12 protein-coding genes are annotated in these 15,074 nt (G+C 74.3%); 10 read left to right on the top strand and 2 right to left on the bottom strand.

Annotated features, from left to right (window positions below; translation table 11 throughout):
* The first annotated feature begins 23 nt into the window (after nt 1-23).
* The 3 genes from AB1207_RS11845 (at nt 24) to AB1207_RS11835 (ending at nt 3,553) form a co-directional block, all read left to right on the top strand.
* The gene (locus tag AB1207_RS11845; RefSeq protein ID WP_367638523.1) at nt 24-527 is read left to right on the top strand and encodes an NfeD C-terminal domain-containing protein; all 504 of its coding nucleotides are present in this window, start codon (nt 24-26) and stop codon (nt 525-527) included.
* Between the two features lie 77 nt (nt 528-604).
* The gene (locus AB1207_RS11840; RefSeq protein WP_367638521.1) at nt 605-2,158 is read left to right on the top strand and encodes a flotillin family protein; all 1,554 of its coding nucleotides are present in this window, start codon (nt 605-607) and stop codon (nt 2,156-2,158) included.
* A gap of 9 nt (nt 2,159-2,167) precedes the next feature.
* A complete protein-coding gene (locus AB1207_RS11835) occupies nt 2,168-3,553 on the top strand; it encodes an APC family permease (RefSeq protein ID WP_367638520.1) in 1,386 nt (461 codons plus the stop codon).
* Here AB1207_RS11835 and manA read toward each other — a convergent pair.
* A complete protein-coding gene (gene manA / locus AB1207_RS11830; protein WP_367638518.1) occupies nt 3,465-4,655 on the bottom strand; it encodes a mannose-6-phosphate isomerase, class I in 1,191 nt (396 codons plus the stop codon). The two genes, AB1207_RS11835 and manA, sit on opposite strands and share 89 nt — an antisense overlap.
* 53 nt (nt 4,656-4,708) lie before the next feature.
* Between manA and galE the strand changes: the two genes are divergently transcribed.
* Entirely contained in the window at nt 4,709-5,671 is a 963-nt protein-coding gene (galE, locus tag AB1207_RS11825) for a UDP-glucose 4-epimerase GalE (protein ID WP_367638516.1), read from the top strand.
* Between the two features lie 33 nt (nt 5,672-5,704).
* Here the strand turns inward: galE and AB1207_RS11820 are convergent, their stop codons facing one another.
* On the bottom strand, nt 5,705-6,679 hold the full coding sequence (locus AB1207_RS11820; RefSeq protein ID WP_367638515.1) for an AEC family transporter: 975 nt from the start codon (nt 6,677-6,679) through the stop codon (nt 5,705-5,707).
* Between the two features lie 112 nt (nt 6,680-6,791).
* Here AB1207_RS11820 and dprE2 point away from each other — a divergent pair, with 112 nt between their 5' ends.
* From dprE2 to AB1207_RS11790, 6 genes are all read left to right on the top strand, one after another.
* A complete protein-coding gene (gene dprE2 / locus AB1207_RS11815) occupies nt 6,792-7,547 on the top strand; it encodes a decaprenylphospho-beta-D-erythro-pentofuranosid-2-ulose 2-reductase (RefSeq protein WP_367638513.1) in 756 nt (251 codons plus the stop codon).
* Nucleotides 7,548-7,675: 128 nt separating this feature from the next.
* Nucleotides 7,676-9,163, top strand: a complete 1,488-nt coding sequence (locus AB1207_RS11810; RefSeq protein WP_367638511.1) for a glycosyltransferase family 39 protein — start codon at nt 7,676-7,678, stop codon at nt 9,161-9,163.
* A gap of 67 nt (nt 9,164-9,230) precedes the next feature.
* Nucleotides 9,231-10,439 carry an ATP-binding protein gene (locus AB1207_RS11805; protein ID WP_367638632.1) on the top strand — a complete coding sequence of 403 codons (1,209 nt, stop codon included), beginning with the start codon at nt 9,231-9,233 and terminating at the stop codon, nt 10,437-10,439.
* 213 nt (nt 10,440-10,652) lie between these two features.
* Nucleotides 10,653-12,266: an N-acetylmuramoyl-L-alanine amidase gene (locus tag AB1207_RS11800; protein WP_367638509.1), complete on the top strand. Its 1,614-nt coding sequence runs from the start codon at nt 10,653-10,655 to the stop codon at nt 12,264-12,266.
* A complete protein-coding gene (locus tag AB1207_RS11795; RefSeq protein WP_367638507.1) occupies nt 12,266-13,279 on the top strand; it encodes an LGFP repeat-containing protein in 1,014 nt (337 codons plus the stop codon). Before AB1207_RS11800 ends, AB1207_RS11795 begins: the two co-directional genes overlap by 1 nt.
* 55 nt (nt 13,280-13,334) lie before the next feature.
* Complete coding sequence (locus AB1207_RS11790) at nt 13,335-14,918, top strand: methyl-accepting chemotaxis protein (RefSeq protein WP_367638505.1); 1,584 nt, start codon at nt 13,335-13,337, stop codon at nt 14,916-14,918.
* Nucleotides 14,919-15,074: the final 156 nt, after the last annotated feature.

Genomic DNA, 15,074 nt, shown 5'->3' with positions numbered 1-15,074 from the left:
GGCAGGGGTGGTCGACCATGACCGTGAACGGCGTCGGAGTGACGGTGTTCGTCGTGCTCGCGGTCGTGGGTTTCGTCGTCTGCCTCGTGTCCTTCGTCTTCGACGGCGTGTTCGAGGCGTTCGAGGTCGACATCGCGGGCGGGTTCCTGTCCCTGACGTCGCTGTCCGGCGGCCTGGCCCTGTTCGGCCTCGCGGCGACCCTCGCCCAGACCTCCTTCGGGTGGACCACGCTGCAGGCCACCGGTTTCGGCGCGGCCGTCGGGCTGGCGACGATGGCCGGGGTCGGCGGTCTCGTGCGCACCCTGCGGCGCGAGGAACCCGAGGTCCACGCCTCGATCCTCGGTGCCCGGGGGGTCGTCACCACCCCCGCCGCGAACCCCGGGTCCTACGGCGAGGTGAACCTGCGGCTGCACGGCACCACCGTGAAGCGCAGCGCCGTCAGCGACGCCCCCCTCACCCGCGGCGCCGCGGTCGAGGTCGTCGCCGAGGTGTCCGCCACCGCGGTCCGCGTCACGCCCCTCGCCTGACGCCCCCCGCCGGACGTCCCCCGCCGGACGTCCCGCAGAACCCGAAAGTCCCTGCACCACCTAGGAGAGGACCGCTCGTGGAGTTCCTGACCCCTGCCGTCATCCTCATCGCGGCGGCCGTCGTCGTCGTGCTGCTGCTGGCCGTCGCGATCGTCCGCCGGTACCGCATCGCCGGGCCCAGCGAGGCGTTCGTCGTGACGGGCCAGAAGGGCAGACCCGTCACCAACCCCGAGACCGGCAAGGTCTCGACCGACCTGTCCGGCCAGAAGGTCGTCATGGGCGGCGGCATCTTCGTCCTGCCGTTCGTGCAGCAGGCGTACTCGCTGTCACTGGCCTCGCGCCGCATCTCCGTGCAGATCCGCGGGGCCGTCTCGGCCAAGGGCATCCGGCTGAACCTCGACGGCGTCGCCATCATCAAGGTCGGCGGCACCGAGGACTCCGTCCGCGCTGCGGCGCAGCGCTTCCTGCACCAGCAGGACGAGATCGAGTCGTTCACCCAGGAGGTCCTCGCCGGGTCGCTGCGCTCCATCGTGGGCACGCTGACCGTCGACGAGATCATCCGCGACCGCGCCGCGTTCGCCTCCCGCGTGGCGGAGGAGGCCGAGACGTCCCTGACGAACCAGGGCCTCGTCCTCGACACGTTCCAGATCCAGGACGTCTCCGACGACGTGAACTACCTGCGCGACCTCGGCCGGCCCGAGGCCGCCATCGCGGCGCAGAACGCGGCCATCGCCGAGGCGAACTCGCTGCAGGAGTCCCAGCAGGCCGAGGCCCGTGCGCAGGAGAAGGTCTCCGCCGCCCAGCGCGACCTGTCGCTGCGGCAGGCGGAGTTCAAGGCCGAGACGGACACCGCCCAGGCCCGCGCCGCCGCGGCCGGGGTGCTGGCCAAGGCCGCCCGCGACCAGGAGGTCCTGCTCGAGCAGGAACGCGTCGCCGAACGCCAGGCGGCCCTGACCGAACGCCAGCTCGACACCGAGGTCCGCAAGCCCGCCGACGCGCGCCGCTACGACGCCGAGCAGCAGGCCCAGGCCCGGCGGAACTCCGAGATCTACGAGGCCGAGGCGAAGAAGGCGTCCGACATCGCCAACGCCGAGGCCGACGCCCGGCGCGTGGAACTGTCGGCGACGGCGGAGTCGAACCGCATCAAGCTCGCCGCCGAGGCCGACGCCCAGCGCGTGCGCCTGGCCGGTCAGGCCGAACTCGACCGGCGCACGGCGCTCGCGAACGCGACCCGCCTGGAGGGTGAGGCGGAGGGTGCGGCCATCCGCGCCCGCGGTGAGGCCGAGGCGGAGACCATGCGGCTGCGCGCCGAGGCGTTCGAGCAGTACGGGGAGGCCGCCGTCGCGCAGATGGTCGTCGACGTCCTGCCCCGCGTCGCCCACGAACTCGCCGCGCCGATGTCCGCGATCTCCGACCTCACCGTCATCTCCACCGACGGCGCCTCCCAGCTGTCCCGGCAGGTCGGGTCGAACCTCAGCGAGACGCTCGAGGTGGTCAAGCGGACGACCGGTGTCGACGTCACCGAACTCCTGCGCAACCTCACCGGCCAGCCGGGGCAGCCGAAGGCCACCCCGCAGCCCGCGCAGGGCACCGTGCAGCCCGGGACGGTTGTGACGCCCGACGCGGGGTAGTTCGCCTGGGTGAGCACTGCGACGTCGGCGCCGGCCGACACGCCCCTGAAGAGGGCGATCACCGGCAAGCTGCTGTTCCTGTTCATCCTCGGCGACGTCCTCGGCGCGGGCATCTACGCCCTCGTCGGGGAACTCGCCGGGGAAGTGGGCGGGGCGATCTGGGTGCCGCTGGCCGTCGCCCTCGTCATGGCGATGCTGACGGCGTCCTCCTACGCCGAACTCGTCACGAAGTACCCGAAGGCCGGCGGCGCCGCGGTGTTCGCGCAGCGCGCGTTCCGCCGCCCGCTCGTCTCGTTCCTCGTCGGGTTCTCCATGCTGGCGGCCGGCGTGACGAGCGTCGCGGGCCTGGCGCTGGCGTTCTCCGGCGACTACCTCGGCGCCCTGCTGGACGTGCCGGCCCTGCCCGCCGCGCTGGTGTTCCTCGTCCTCGTCGCCCTGCTCAACGCCCGGGGCATCAAGGACTCCCTGCGGGCCAACGTCGTCATGACCGTCGTCGAGGTCGGCGGGCTGCTGCTCGTCGTCGCCCTCGCCGCCGTCGTCCTGGGCCGCGGCGACGGCTCCCCCGGCCGCGTCCTGGAGTTCTCCCCCGACCACTCCCCCGTCGCGGGCATCCTCGCCGCGGCCGTCCTGGCCTTCTACTCCTTCGTCGGGTTCGAGACGTCGGCCAACGTGGCCGAGGAGGCCGTGGAGCCGAGCCGCACGTACCCGCGGGCGCTGTTCGGCGGGCTCGCCGTGGCCGGGGTCGTCTACGTCCTCGTCGGCCTCGCCGTGTCCACCGCCGTCGCCCCGGCGCAGATCGCCGGTTCCGACGGGCCGCTGCTGGAGGTCGTGCGCGTGGCCGACGTGGGGCTGCCGAGCTGGCTGTACTCCCTCGTCGCCCTCATCGCCGTCGCCAACGGCGCGCTGCTGACGGCGATCATGTGCAGCCGCCTCACCTACGGCATGGCGGCGGAGGGACTGCTGCCGCCCGTGCTGGCGCGCGTGCTGCCCGGCCGGCGCACCCCGTGGGTGGCGATCGTCGTCACGACGCTCGTCTCGATGGCGCTCGTGCTCAGCGGCGACCTCGCCACCCTCGCCGCCACCGTCGTGCTGCTGCTGCTCATCGTCTTCATCAGCACCAACGTCGCCGTGCTGGTGCTGCGCAAGGACCGGGTGGAGCACCGGCACTTCCGCGCCCCGACGGTCCTGCCCGTGCTCGGCGTGCTCGCCTCCGTGGCGCTGCTGACCCAGCAGGAGGCCGGCGTGTGGTTGCGCGCGGCCGTCCTGCTCGCGATCGGGGTCGTGCTCCACGCGCTCACGCGCAGGATCAGCGGTGGGGCGTCGCGGGGTCCCCGGGGGACGCAGCAGCGAGTCGACCTGACCCGCTCAGCGTCAGAGGGTGCTCGGCGGCCGTGACGAACGCCGTCTCCCCCTGACCCAGCTCCAGGGAGCCGGCCGCCGAGGACAGCGTGACCATCCCCTCCAGCACGAGCACGGCCCGCGGGACCGGGCGCTCCCAGCGGCGCTCGGTCCCGAGCCGCACGACCGTGAGGGCGAAGTCGGGCAGCGGCGAGAACACCTGCTCGTCAGGGTCGGAGGACGGCAGGGGCGGCAGCAGCGGCGGCGGCAGCTCGCGGAAGTCCAGCACGTCCAGCAGTTCGGGGACGTCGACGTGCTTGGGCGTCAGCCCCCCGCGCAGGACGTTGTCGGAGCTGGCCATGAGCTCCACGCCCGTGCCGGACAGGTAGGCGTGCACGTTGCCCGCGGGCAGGTACAGCACCTCCCCCGCCGCCAGCCGGACCTGGTTCAGCAGCACCGAGACCAGCACCCCGGCGTCGCCCGGGTAGTGGCCGGCGAGCTCCACGACGCACTCGGCGGACGGGTCGTCGAGCCCGGCGCACGCGGTGGCGACGGCCTCGACGAGCGGGGCGACGGCCTCGGCGGGCGCCGTCAGCAGCAGCCGCGTCGCCTCCTTGAGCGCGGCCGAGGCGTCCGGCCCCACGAGCACCCCGAGCAGACCGTCGAACACCTCCCGCGCGTCCGGCGGCAACGCGGGCAGCTCGAGCCCGGCCAGCAGCGCGTGCGCGTCGGCGGGCGAGCGGAACCCGGCCATGGCGGCGAAGGGCTCGAGCGCGTAGAGCAGCTCGGGCTTGTGCGAGGTGTCCTTGTAGAGGCGGTGCGGCGCGTCCGCCGGCACGCCGGCCGCCTCCTCCTGCGCGTAGCGGCGGGCCGCCGTCGCGCTGTCGGGGTGCGCCTGCAGCGACAACGGCGCGCCCGCGGCGAGGACCTTGAGCAGGAACCCGAGGCGGTCCCCACCGTCCGCGCCGAGGAACTCCGCCGGAGCCTGCGCGATGCGCTCGTCGAGCCGCTCACCGTCGGCCAGCGACGGCGCCCCCGGGTGGGCGCCGATCCACATCTCGGCCTGCGGGCGGCCGTCGGGCTCGCGGCCCAGCAGCCGCGGGATGGCCGTCGTGGAGCCCCAGGCGTAGGGCTGGACGGTGTTGGTCAGTCTCAGCACACCGGGCAGGCTGCCACACCGGCGGTGGCGCGGGGTCCAGTACGGTCGCTGGCATGAGCGTTCTCGTGACGGGCGGTGCCGGCTACATCGGGTCCCACGTGGTGCGGCTGCTGCAGCAGCGCGGCACCGACGTCGTGGTGGTCGACGACCTGTCCAACGGCCGCACCGAGCGCGTCGGGGACGCACCCGTCGTGGAGGTCGACCTCGGCACCGACGCCGCGACCCCCGCCCTGGCGCGCGCGTTCGCCGAGCACGACGTCGACGCCGTCATCCACTTCGCCGCGCGCAAGCAGGTCGGCGAGTCCGTCGCCCAGCCCGCGCGGTACTGGTCGCAGAACGTCGGCGGCATGGCGAACCTGCTGCAGGCCATGGAGACCGCGGGCGTCGGCAAGCTCGTCTTCTCCTCCTCCGCCGCCACCTACGGCGCCCCCTCCACGCCGGTCGTGCGCGAGGACGGGCCGGCCGAGCCCATCAACCCCTACGGCCAGACCAAGCTCGTCGGCGAGTGGATGACCCGGGCCGCCGGGGTGGCCTGGGGCCTGCGCGCGGCGAACCTGCGCTACTTCAACGTCGCGGGCGCCGGCTGGGACGACCTGGGCGACTCGGCCGTCATGAACCTCATCCCCATCGTCTTCTCCGCCCTGGACGCCGGGCAGGCGCCCGCCGTCTTCGGCGACGACTACCCCACGCCCGACGGCACCTGCATCCGCGACTACGTCCACGTCCTGGACCTGGCGCAGGCGCACCTGGCGGCCCTGGACCACCTCGCCACCGACGACCGGCCGTACGACACCTTCAACGTCGGCACCGGCACGGGCGCCTCGGTGCTCGAGGTGCTGGCCGAGGTCCGCGCCGTCACCGGGGTGGACGTCGACCCCGTCGTCAACGCGCGCCGGGCGGGCGACCCGCCGCAGCTCGTCGCCGACGTCAGCCGCATCACCGGAACGCTCGGCTGGAGCGCGACGAAGAGCCTGCGCGACATCGTGACGAGCGCCTGGGAGGCGTGGCGCCGCTGAGCCCCCCCCCCCCCCAGTCCCCGCGCCGCGGGGTCAGTGCGGCAGCAGCACGCTGACGAGCAGCAGCACGGGTGCGACCAGGACCGTCGTCACCAGCACGGTGTCGCGGGCCAGGTCGCGCCCGACGTCGTAGCGGACGGCGTAGGTCAGGACGTTCTGCGCCGTCGGCAGCGACGCCACCACGGTCGCGGCGAAGACGGCCTGGTCGTCCAGCCGGAGCACGAACCGCGCCACCACGTACGTGACGGCGGGCTGCACGACGGCCTTCAGGGCGCTGGCGAGCAGGACCTCCGGGGCGCGCCAGCCGTGCGCGTCGCGTCCGTGCAGGGAGATCCCGAACGCCAGCAGGGCGCCGGGCACCGCGAGCCCGGCCAGCAGCCCCAGCGGCTGGGACAGCGCCGTCGGCAGCCGCCACCCCGTCACCGACAGCGCGATGCCGACGGCGCTGGCGAGCAGGACGGGGTTGGCCAGGGGTGCGAGCAGGCGCCGGACGCTCGGGGCCCCCGCGTGCCGGCCGACGTCCAGGACGCCGAGGGCGATCGGGGTGAGCACCGCCATCTGCAGCAGCATCGCCGGGAGCACGGCCGTCAGGTCCCGCAGGACGTACGCCGCCACCGGCAGGCCGATGTTCGCCGCGTTGACGAAGGAGCTGGCCAGCCCCCCGACGACGAGCTCGTCGCGGCCCAGGTGCAGCCGCCACCGGGCCAGCAGCAGCCACAGGCCGAGCACGACCGCGACCCCGGCCGCCGTCACGAGCAGCTGGGCGGACAGCAGGACGTGCACGTCGGCGCCCGCGAGCGTCTGCACGAGCAGCGCAGGGGTGCCGACGAAGAAGACGAGCCGGGAGACGACGACCTGCCCGGAGGGTCCGAGCGCCCCGGTCCGACCCAGGACGTACCCGACGGCGACGAGCGTCGCGACGACGGCGAAGCCGGTGAGGACGCCGCTCACGGCCTGCCCGGGGACGGCGGACAGGGGGTTCGGAGCACCGGAGGAGGCTACCGGCACCGGGTCCCGGGACGTTCCGGACAGCGGGCCGGGTCACGGTCGGCTCACGATCGGCGCCGCCGGGGGCCTGTTCGCAGGGGACCCCCAGACCGCGTTGCTAGGGTCGAGCCCCGTGATCGACGCCCTCGGGAACCCCTCCTCCGTCCTCCTCCTCGGGGGCACGTCCGACATCGGCCTGGCCATCGTCGAGCGGCTCAGCCCGGAGCGTCCGCTGCAGGTGACCCTCGCCGCCCGGCCCGGCGCCCGCCGCGAGGAGGCCGTCGCGCGGCTGCACCGCCGAGGCCACCGGGTCCGCACCGTCGACTTCGAGGCGACCGACCTCGCCGCCCACGAGGGCGTGCTCGAGGAGGCCTTCGCCGCCGGTGACGTCGACGTCACGGTCCTCGCCTTCGGCGTCCTCGGCGACAACGAGGTGTCCTGGCAGGACGCCCGCGCCGCCGTCGACGTCGCGACCGTCAACTACACCGCGCCCGTGAACCTCGGCGTCCACCTCGCCACCCGGCTGCGGGCCCAGGGCCACGGCGTCCTCGTCGCGCTGTCGAGCGTCGCCGGCGAGCGCGCCCGCCGCAGCAACTTCGTCTACGGGTCCTCCAAGGCCGGTTTCGACGCCTTCTTCACCGGGCTGCGCGAGGCCCTGCGGCCGAGCGGGGTGCGCGTCGTCGTCGTGCGGCCGGGCTTCGTCACCACCAAGATGACCCGAGGGCTGGACAAGGCCCCTCTGTCCGTCTCCGCCGAACAGGTCGCGGAGGTCGCGGTCGACGCCGTGCGTTCCGGGAAGGAGACCGTCTGGGCCCCCGAGCCGATGCGCTGGGTGATGTCGGCGCTGCGGCACGTGCCCGCTCCCGTGTTCCGCAAGCTGCCGATCTGACACCCGCCCGACCCGCACACTCCCGGATCTGAGAGGTCACCCTGTCGAGCACGCACGCCCGCCCCGAGGCTCCGGCCGACATCCCGGCCGCCCGGCGCCGCCCGGGCCAGGACCCGGGGTCCGCCCCGGTGGTCCGGCGCGGTGAGCGACGGCGGACGGACCTGGTCGCCGGTCTCGTGGCGACGGTCGTGGCGGGCGTCGTCTTCTCGTGGCGGATCGGCACGCCGAGCCCCTGGCGCGACGAGGCGGTCACCATCGCCGTCGCCTCGCGGACGACGGAGCAGATCTGGGCGCTCGTGCAGAAGGTGGACCTGGTCCACGCCCCGTTCTACTTCCTGGCCCACGCCCTGTTCGGCCCGGGCGTCGACATCGTGCAGGCCCGCTGGATCTCCGTGGTGGCGGCCGCGCTGACGGCACCGCTGCTGTACGGCCTCGGCCGCCGGCTGGCCCAACCTGCCGTCGGCCCGGTGACCGCCCGGCTCACCGGGGCCACGGCGGCCGCGCTGTTCGTCTCGATGCCGTTCGTCAGCCGCTACGCGCAGGAGGCGCGCCCCTACGCGATGGCGACGCTCGTCGCGACGCTGGGGACGTACCTGCTGGTGCGGGCGGGCAGCGCGCGCGCGGGCCGGGGATGGTGGATCGCCTACGCCGCGTCCGTGCCGGTGCTCATCGCGCTGAACACCGTCGCCGCGCTCGTCCTCGTCGCCCAGGCCGGCTGGGCGCTGGCCGCGGGCCGGGGCACCTTCGTGCGCGGGGCCGTGGCCGCCGTGGTGGGCCTGGTCGTCTCGGTCCCGCTGCTGCTGGCGCAGGACGCCCAGAGCGGTCAGGTCGCCTTCCTGCAGCGCCCGACCGTCGCCGAGCTGGGCGGGCACGTCTGGTTCGCCCTCGGCTCCTCCTGGATCGCCGTCGCCGCCGCGGCGCTCGCCGTGACCGCGGCCGTGTGGCGCGGCCGGGCCCGTCGCCTCGTCCTCGTCGGCCTGCTGTGGGGCGTCCTGCCCTGGCCGCTGCTGTGGACGATCTCGCAGGTCTCGCCGTTCTGGACGACCCGCTACCTCGTCTTCGTCGCCCCCGGCACGTGCCTGGCGCTCGCGGCCGTCGTCACCGTGGGGCTGCGACGCCGGCTGGTGGCCGGCGTCGCGGGCCTGCTCGTGGCGGTGATGGCGGTGACCGGGCTGCACATGCAGTTCGTCTTCCGCTCCCCCACCATCGGCCACGCCGAGGACCTGCGGGGCACGGCCGCCTACGTCGCCGCCCACGCCCGTCCCGGCGACGGTCTGCTCTTCCTGCCCGACGGGGAGTACCGCTACCGCGTCCTGACGCAGCTGTACCCCGAGGCCTTCGCCGGGCTCGACGACATCGCGCTGGAGCAGACGGCGACGGAGTCCTCGACCCTCGTCGGCACGACCGTCGAGACCCCGCAGCTGTGGAAGCACGTCGCGGGCGTCGGGCGGATCTGGGTCATCGGTGGCGTCGGGCCCGTCGTGACGAAGACGCCGGAGGACCGCGAGGTCAAGCGCCTGCTCGACCAGGACTACCAGCTCGTCTCGACCGAGGAGAAGCGCGCGTTCAGCGTCAAGCTGTTCGTCCTCGACCAGGGGCAGGCCGCCGTCCGCTGAGGTCGGCGACGGTCCGGCGCCGACCAGAGCACGCCAAGCTGTCTCAGCCTGTGTAACAGCTCCTGTTATACAGCCTGAGAAAGGTGGCCGCGCGGACCAGACCCGCAACCCGTACACCCCGGGAGCAGGCAAGCCCCCACCTGCTCTGGTCGGCCGCGAGTCCGAGCTCGCCGCAGGCCGTACGGTCGTCGACCGAACGGCGCAGGGTCGTTCCGCGACAGCGCCGATCTTCTACGGCCTGCGCGGGGTCGGCAAGACCGTCCTCCTCAAGGCCCTCCACACGCAGGCGGATGCCGCCGGCTGGCTGACGGTCGAGATCGAGGGCAAGCAGGAGGCGTCCGAGCAGCAGCACACCCGCCGCCGCCTGGCGCGAGGCCTCGTCTCTGCCGCACGCAGGACCGTGGGGCGCAGCACGGCGCTGACCGACACGTGGCGTCGAGCGCTCGGAACCATCAGCTCCTTCTCCGCCGCAGCCGGCGCGACCGGAGTCGAGGTGAGCCTCGGCGTGGACCCCAGCCGCGGCCGGGGGGACACGGGCGATGCCGAGATGGACCTGGAGGAGCTGGTCCACGACATGGTGCCGGCCTTGCAGGAGAGCCGGACCGGGCTGGGCATCTTCGTCGACGAGATCCAAGACCTCGCCCCCTCTGCTCTCAGCGCCCTGATCTCGGTCCAGCACCGAGCCGGGCAGAACGGCTGGCCGTTCCACCTCTACGGCGCCGGCCTCCCGAACGTGCCAGCTCGACTGGCCGACGTCCGGTCCTCCGCCGAGCGGTTCCACTTCGTGCAGATCGGCGCCCTGTCCGCAGCGGACGCGCGGGCGGCCTTCGCCGATCCGGCGGCAGAGGAAGGCGTCACGTACGAGCCTGCGGCTCTCGACCGGCTCGTGGCGGCCTCCGGGGGCTATCCCTACTTCGTCCAGGTCTTCGGCGACCAGGCGTGGCGGCTCGCCCCTGGTCCCGACGAGATCGTCCTCAGTGACGCGGCAGTAGCCATCGCCGAGGCGACGTCGGTCCTGGACGACAGCCTCTTCCACTCGCGGTGGAACAGGGCGACGCCGGCGCAGAAGACGCTCATGCGAGCCATGGCCGAGGACTCCGGCAGGAGCCAGATCGCGGACCTCGTCACCCGACTGGGCAAGAGGAAGCCCAGCGACCTCAGCGTGAGCCGTGACGGACTCATCAAGAAGGGGCTCATCTACGCCCCCGACCGGGGCCTCCTCCAGTTCACCGTGCCCCACATGGACGACTACATCCGCCGACAGCACGAATCCTGACGACGGTCGGTCCCGCTGTTGCCCAGGAGGCTGGACACCGCGCGACCGCCACCCCAGCCTCTCGGCGCCCGCAGCACCCCGCCGCGTCACACAGATGTCACACACGCACCACCCACCACTCCATTTACAACAGACACACAGATCGCCTACGTTCCGTCACATCCCCTGACGGACGGAGCGCACCACCCCATGCCCTCGCCCACGACCTCCCGTGTGCCTGCCCGCTTCGCGTTGTCCCGCCGTGCGGCCCTGACGGGCGCCGGCGGAGCCCTGGCCGCGGTGGCCGCGCTCGGCGCCGACCCCGCGGTCGCGGCCGTACCGGCCCAGGCGCGCCGGCTGCCGGGTGGGTCGCCCGGCGGGGTGCGGGCGATCCCGCTGCCGCCGGTCCGCTCGCTCCTGTCCTCCGCCGGGTCCTCGGACCTGGCGGTCGTGACGCTGCCCGTCGACGGCGGCAGCATGCTCGGGGTGACCTTCGCCGGCCCCGCGCCGGCGTCGATCGCGCTGCGCGTGACGCGCCCGGGCGCCGACCCCGGCCCGTGGAGGCCGCTGTCCATCGAGGACGGCACGACCGACCCGGTCTGGACCGGCGCGCTGCCGGTGGGCACCGTGGTCGACGTCCGGCTGCCGCGCGAGGCCGTGGCGGGGGCTCGGCTCGCGGTCGTCGATCCCGGCCCGGACCCGGCGCGCACCGCGCGCACGCTGAGCGGTGGGACCGGGGCCGCCGCCGGTGACGCCCCGGTCGTCCGGCCGCGCGCGGACTGGGGCGCGGACGAGTTGCTGCGCCGCGCCGACCCCGACGTGGCGGACACCCTGCGCGCCGCGGTCGTCCACCACACCGCCGACGGCGGCGGCTACTCCCGCGCCGAGGTGCCCGCCGTGATCCGGGGCATGTACCGCTACCACACGCAGACGCTGGGCTGGAGCGACCTGGGGTACAACGTCGTCGTCGACCGCTTCGGCGGGATCTGGGAGGGGCGCGCCGGCGGCGTGGCCCGGCCGGTCGTCGGCGCCCACGCCGGCGGGTTCAACACGGGGACCTTCGGGGTCTCGATGATGGGCGACTTCTCCGCGGTCGCGCCGACCGAGGAGTGCCTGGCCGCCGTCGCGGCCGTCATCGCCTGGAAGTTCTCCCTGCACGGCCTCGACGCGCGCGGCCGCACGACGCTGACGTCGTCCGGCGGCGGGACCTCCCGGTGGGCGGCGGGCCGCACCGTCGAGGTCGCCACCATCAGCGCGCACCGCGACCTCGGCTACACCGCCTGCCCCGGCGACGTGGGCTACACGCGCATGGACGACCTGCGCGACCGCGTCGCCGCCCGTCTGGGGACGACCCGCCGCTCGGGCGCAGGGTCGGCCATCGCCCGCCGCTACGCCGAGGTCGACGGGCCGGCGCTGCTCGGCGAACCGACGAGCGGGGAGGGGGACGCGTTGCGCGGCGGGCGGTTCCGGCACTACGAACGTGGTTCGATCTACCACCACCCCGACACCGGGACGCACGTCGTGCGCGCGACCCACCGGTCCAAGTACGCCGCGCTCGGGTGGGAGTGGTCGGCCCTGGGGTTTCCCACGGCCGACACCACGGACCTGCCCGGGGCGGTCGGCAGCTACACCCACTTCGAGCACGGGTCGATCTACCGCCGCAGCGGCTCCGAGCCGCACGTCGTCCTCGGCGCGTTGCGCGCGGTGTGGGCCGGGCAGGGCTGGGAACGGTCCCGGTTCGGGTTCCCGGTCTCGGACGAGTACGACGTGCCGGGGGGACGGGCCTCGGACTTCGAGGGCGGGGGGCTGCGCTGGAGCGCGGCCACCGGCCGGGTGCGGGAGGCGTGATGCGCCGCTCCCTGCCCGCCGCCGTCCTGGCGGGTGCGGCCTGCGTGGCGCTCGGCGTGCCCTCCGCGTCCGCCACCCCTCCCCCGGCGCCGGCCCACCTGCCCGCCGCCGTCGACGACCTCGCCGACTACGAGGGCGCCACGACCTGCGCGGACGTCCAGCCCGGGACGACCGCGCTGCGCGACCTGCTCCTGGCGACGTACGGGGCGCAGACCATCGGGACCCACCGCGCCTGCCCCGCCGGGGCGGTGAGCTCGGAGCACCACGACGGCCGGGCCCTGGACTGGATGCTCGACGCGGGCGACCCCGCCGACGCGGCGACGGCCCGGGAGTTCCTCGACTGGCTGCTCGCCGACGACGCGCGCAACGCCCGCCGCCTCGGGGTCATGTACGTCATCTGGGACGGGCAGGTCTGGAAGTCCTACCGCGCAGCGCAGGGCTGGCAGCCGTACACCGGGGCCAGCCCGCACACCGACCACGTCCACCTCTCGTTGTCCCACCGCGGCGGCGCGCGCGAGACGTCGTGGTGGACGGGGCGGACGGACCCCGTGGAGGGGCACTGGGTGGCCCTCGGCGCGGGTGACTCCTCGCTCGGCGACCCCGTCGGCGGCCCCTCCCGGTACGCCGGGGCCCGGACCCGCTCGTACGAGAACGGGTCGATCCTGTGGTCGGACCGCACGCAGGCCCGGGGCGTGTCGGGGGCCATCGCGGCCGCGTACTTCGACGACGAGCTCGTCGACGTCCTCGGCCTGCCGGTGACGGACGAGCTCGCGGTCCGCGGCGGTCGCGCGAACCACTTCGAGACCGGCTCGGTCTACTGGAGCCCGTCCACCGGCGCGTACGAGGTGCACGGGGCCATCCGCGCGGCCTGGGCCGGGCTCGGCTGGGAGACGTCCGCCCTGGGGTTCCCCACGAGCGACGAGCACTCCCGCGACGGCGTCCGGCGTTCGGAGTTCCAGGGCGGCGTCGTCACGTGGACGGCGGCGGGCGGCGCGCAGGTCCGGCTGCACTGACTCCTCACCCGTCCGGCTCAAGGTGGGCGGCGCGGCGGTCGATGGCACTGGGGTGATGACCCGACTGCGCGACCTCCGCGTCTCCCGCAAGCTCGCCGCCGGCTTCGGCGTGGTGTGCCTGCTGCTGGCCGCAGCCGTCGGGCTGGGCGTCAAGCAGCTCCACACGGCGCAGGACACGGTGGCGTCGATGTCGGACGTCGTCGTGCCCGGGGTGCAGAGCATCGGGGCGGTGAAGTACGCCTTCGCGCAGTCGCGCGTCGACCTCGTCTCCGCCGCCCTCGCGTCCGGGCCGCAGGCGACGACCGCGTCCCTGGACGCCATGCGCACCGACGACACCGCGCTCGACGCGGCGTGGGAGGTGTACCTCGACACGTTCCCCGTCTCCACCCAGGCCGACCGGGACTCCTTCGCCGCCGACCTCGCCGCCTACCGCAGCGCGCGGCAGGAACTCGTCACCCTCGCGACCGCGGACGACGTCGCCGGCTTCATCTCGGTCCGCGACGCGAAGACCACGCCCGTCGCCGTGCGGATCAACACGACGCTGGACCGGATCCAGAAGGCCGAGGTGGACAACGCGACCGCGACGGGCGACCTGGGCGCCACCCGCTACCGCGAGGCGCTGGTCCTGCTCATCGGTCTCGGCGTGGTCGCCCTCGCCGCGGCCGCCGCCGTGGCCTTCCTGGTCGCCCGGTCCATCACGAACCCGTTGGCCCGCACAGCGACCGTCGTGCGCGGCATGGCCGACGGGCGCCTGGACCAGCGCGTGCGCTACACCGCGGGCGACGAGATCGGCCAGCTGGCCCTCGCCCTGGACCAGACGATGGACTCGCTGTCCACGACGATGACCCAGATCTCCGCCACGGCCGACGTGCTGGCCGGTTCCAGCGAGGAACTGTCCGCCGTCGCGACCCAGCTCTCGGCCGGCGCCGAGGAGTCCGCCGCCCAGACGCAGGTGGTCTCGGCCGCCGCGGAGGAGATCAGTGCGAACATCGGGACCGTCGCGGCCGCCGGCGAGCAGATGACCGCCGCCATCGGCGAGATCGCCACCTCCACCGCGGACGCCTCCGCGACCGCCGCCTCCGCGGTCAGCGCCGCCGACGGCGCGGGCCAGACCCTGCAGCGCCTGTCGGCCTCGAGCCGGGAGATCGGCGAGGTCGTCAAGCTCATCACCTCGATCGCCGAGCAGACGAACCTGCTGGCGCTCAACGCGACCATCGAGGCGGCCCGGGCCGGGGAGATGGGCAAGGGCTTCGCCGTCGTGGCCGGGGAGGTCAAGGAGCTCGCGCAGCAGACCGCGCGCGCCACCGAGTCGATCACGGCCCGCGTCGCCGCGACCCAGCACGACGTCGACGAGGCCGCCGGCGCCATCGGCGAGATCACCGACGTCATCACGCGCATCGACGCCCTGCAGGCCACCATCGCCGCGGCCGTGGAGGAGCAGTCGGCGACGACGGGCGAGATGGTGCGCAACGTCAGCGAGGTCTCCACCGGCTCCCAGGAGATCGCCCTCAACGTCTCCGGCGTCGCGGCCGCAGCCGACCAGACGACGGCCGGCGCGCAGCAGACGGCCACCACGGCCGCCGAGGTCTCCCAGGCCGCCGCCCGGCTCAAGCAACTCACCGGCGCCTTCACCCTCTGACGACCCCCCGTCACCGCCCGTCCCCACCCCGCTTGGAAAACACTCTTTCCGCCCTCGGAACACGCGTTCCGAGGGCGGAAAGAGTGTTTTCCACGCGGGACAAGGGACCGGGCGGGGGCCCGTCACCCGTCCGGCTCAAGCTCCCAAGATCCCCTG

This window comes from Kineococcus endophyticus, from assembly GCF_040796495.1.
Taxonomy (GTDB): Bacteria; Actinomycetota; Actinomycetes; order Actinomycetales; family Kineococcaceae; genus Kineococcus; species Kineococcus endophyticus.
The sequence above is the reverse complement of the archived record's forward strand: the minus strand, read 5'-3'. Positions and strand labels throughout refer to the sequence as shown.

Excerpts from the sequence above, each read along its gene's own strand:
- AB1207_RS11795 (WP_367638507.1), top strand. The coding sequence starts at position 12,266 with ATGCGCCGCTCCCTGCCCGCCGCCGTCCTGGCGGGTGCGGCCTGCGTG.
- AB1207_RS11790 (WP_367638505.1), top strand. The coding sequence starts at position 13,335 with ATGACCCGACTGCGCGACCTCCGCGTCTCCCGCAAGCTCGCCGCCGGC.
- galE (WP_367638516.1), top strand. The coding sequence starts at position 4,709 with ATGAGCGTTCTCGTGACGGGCGGTGCCGGCTACATCGGGTCCCACGTG.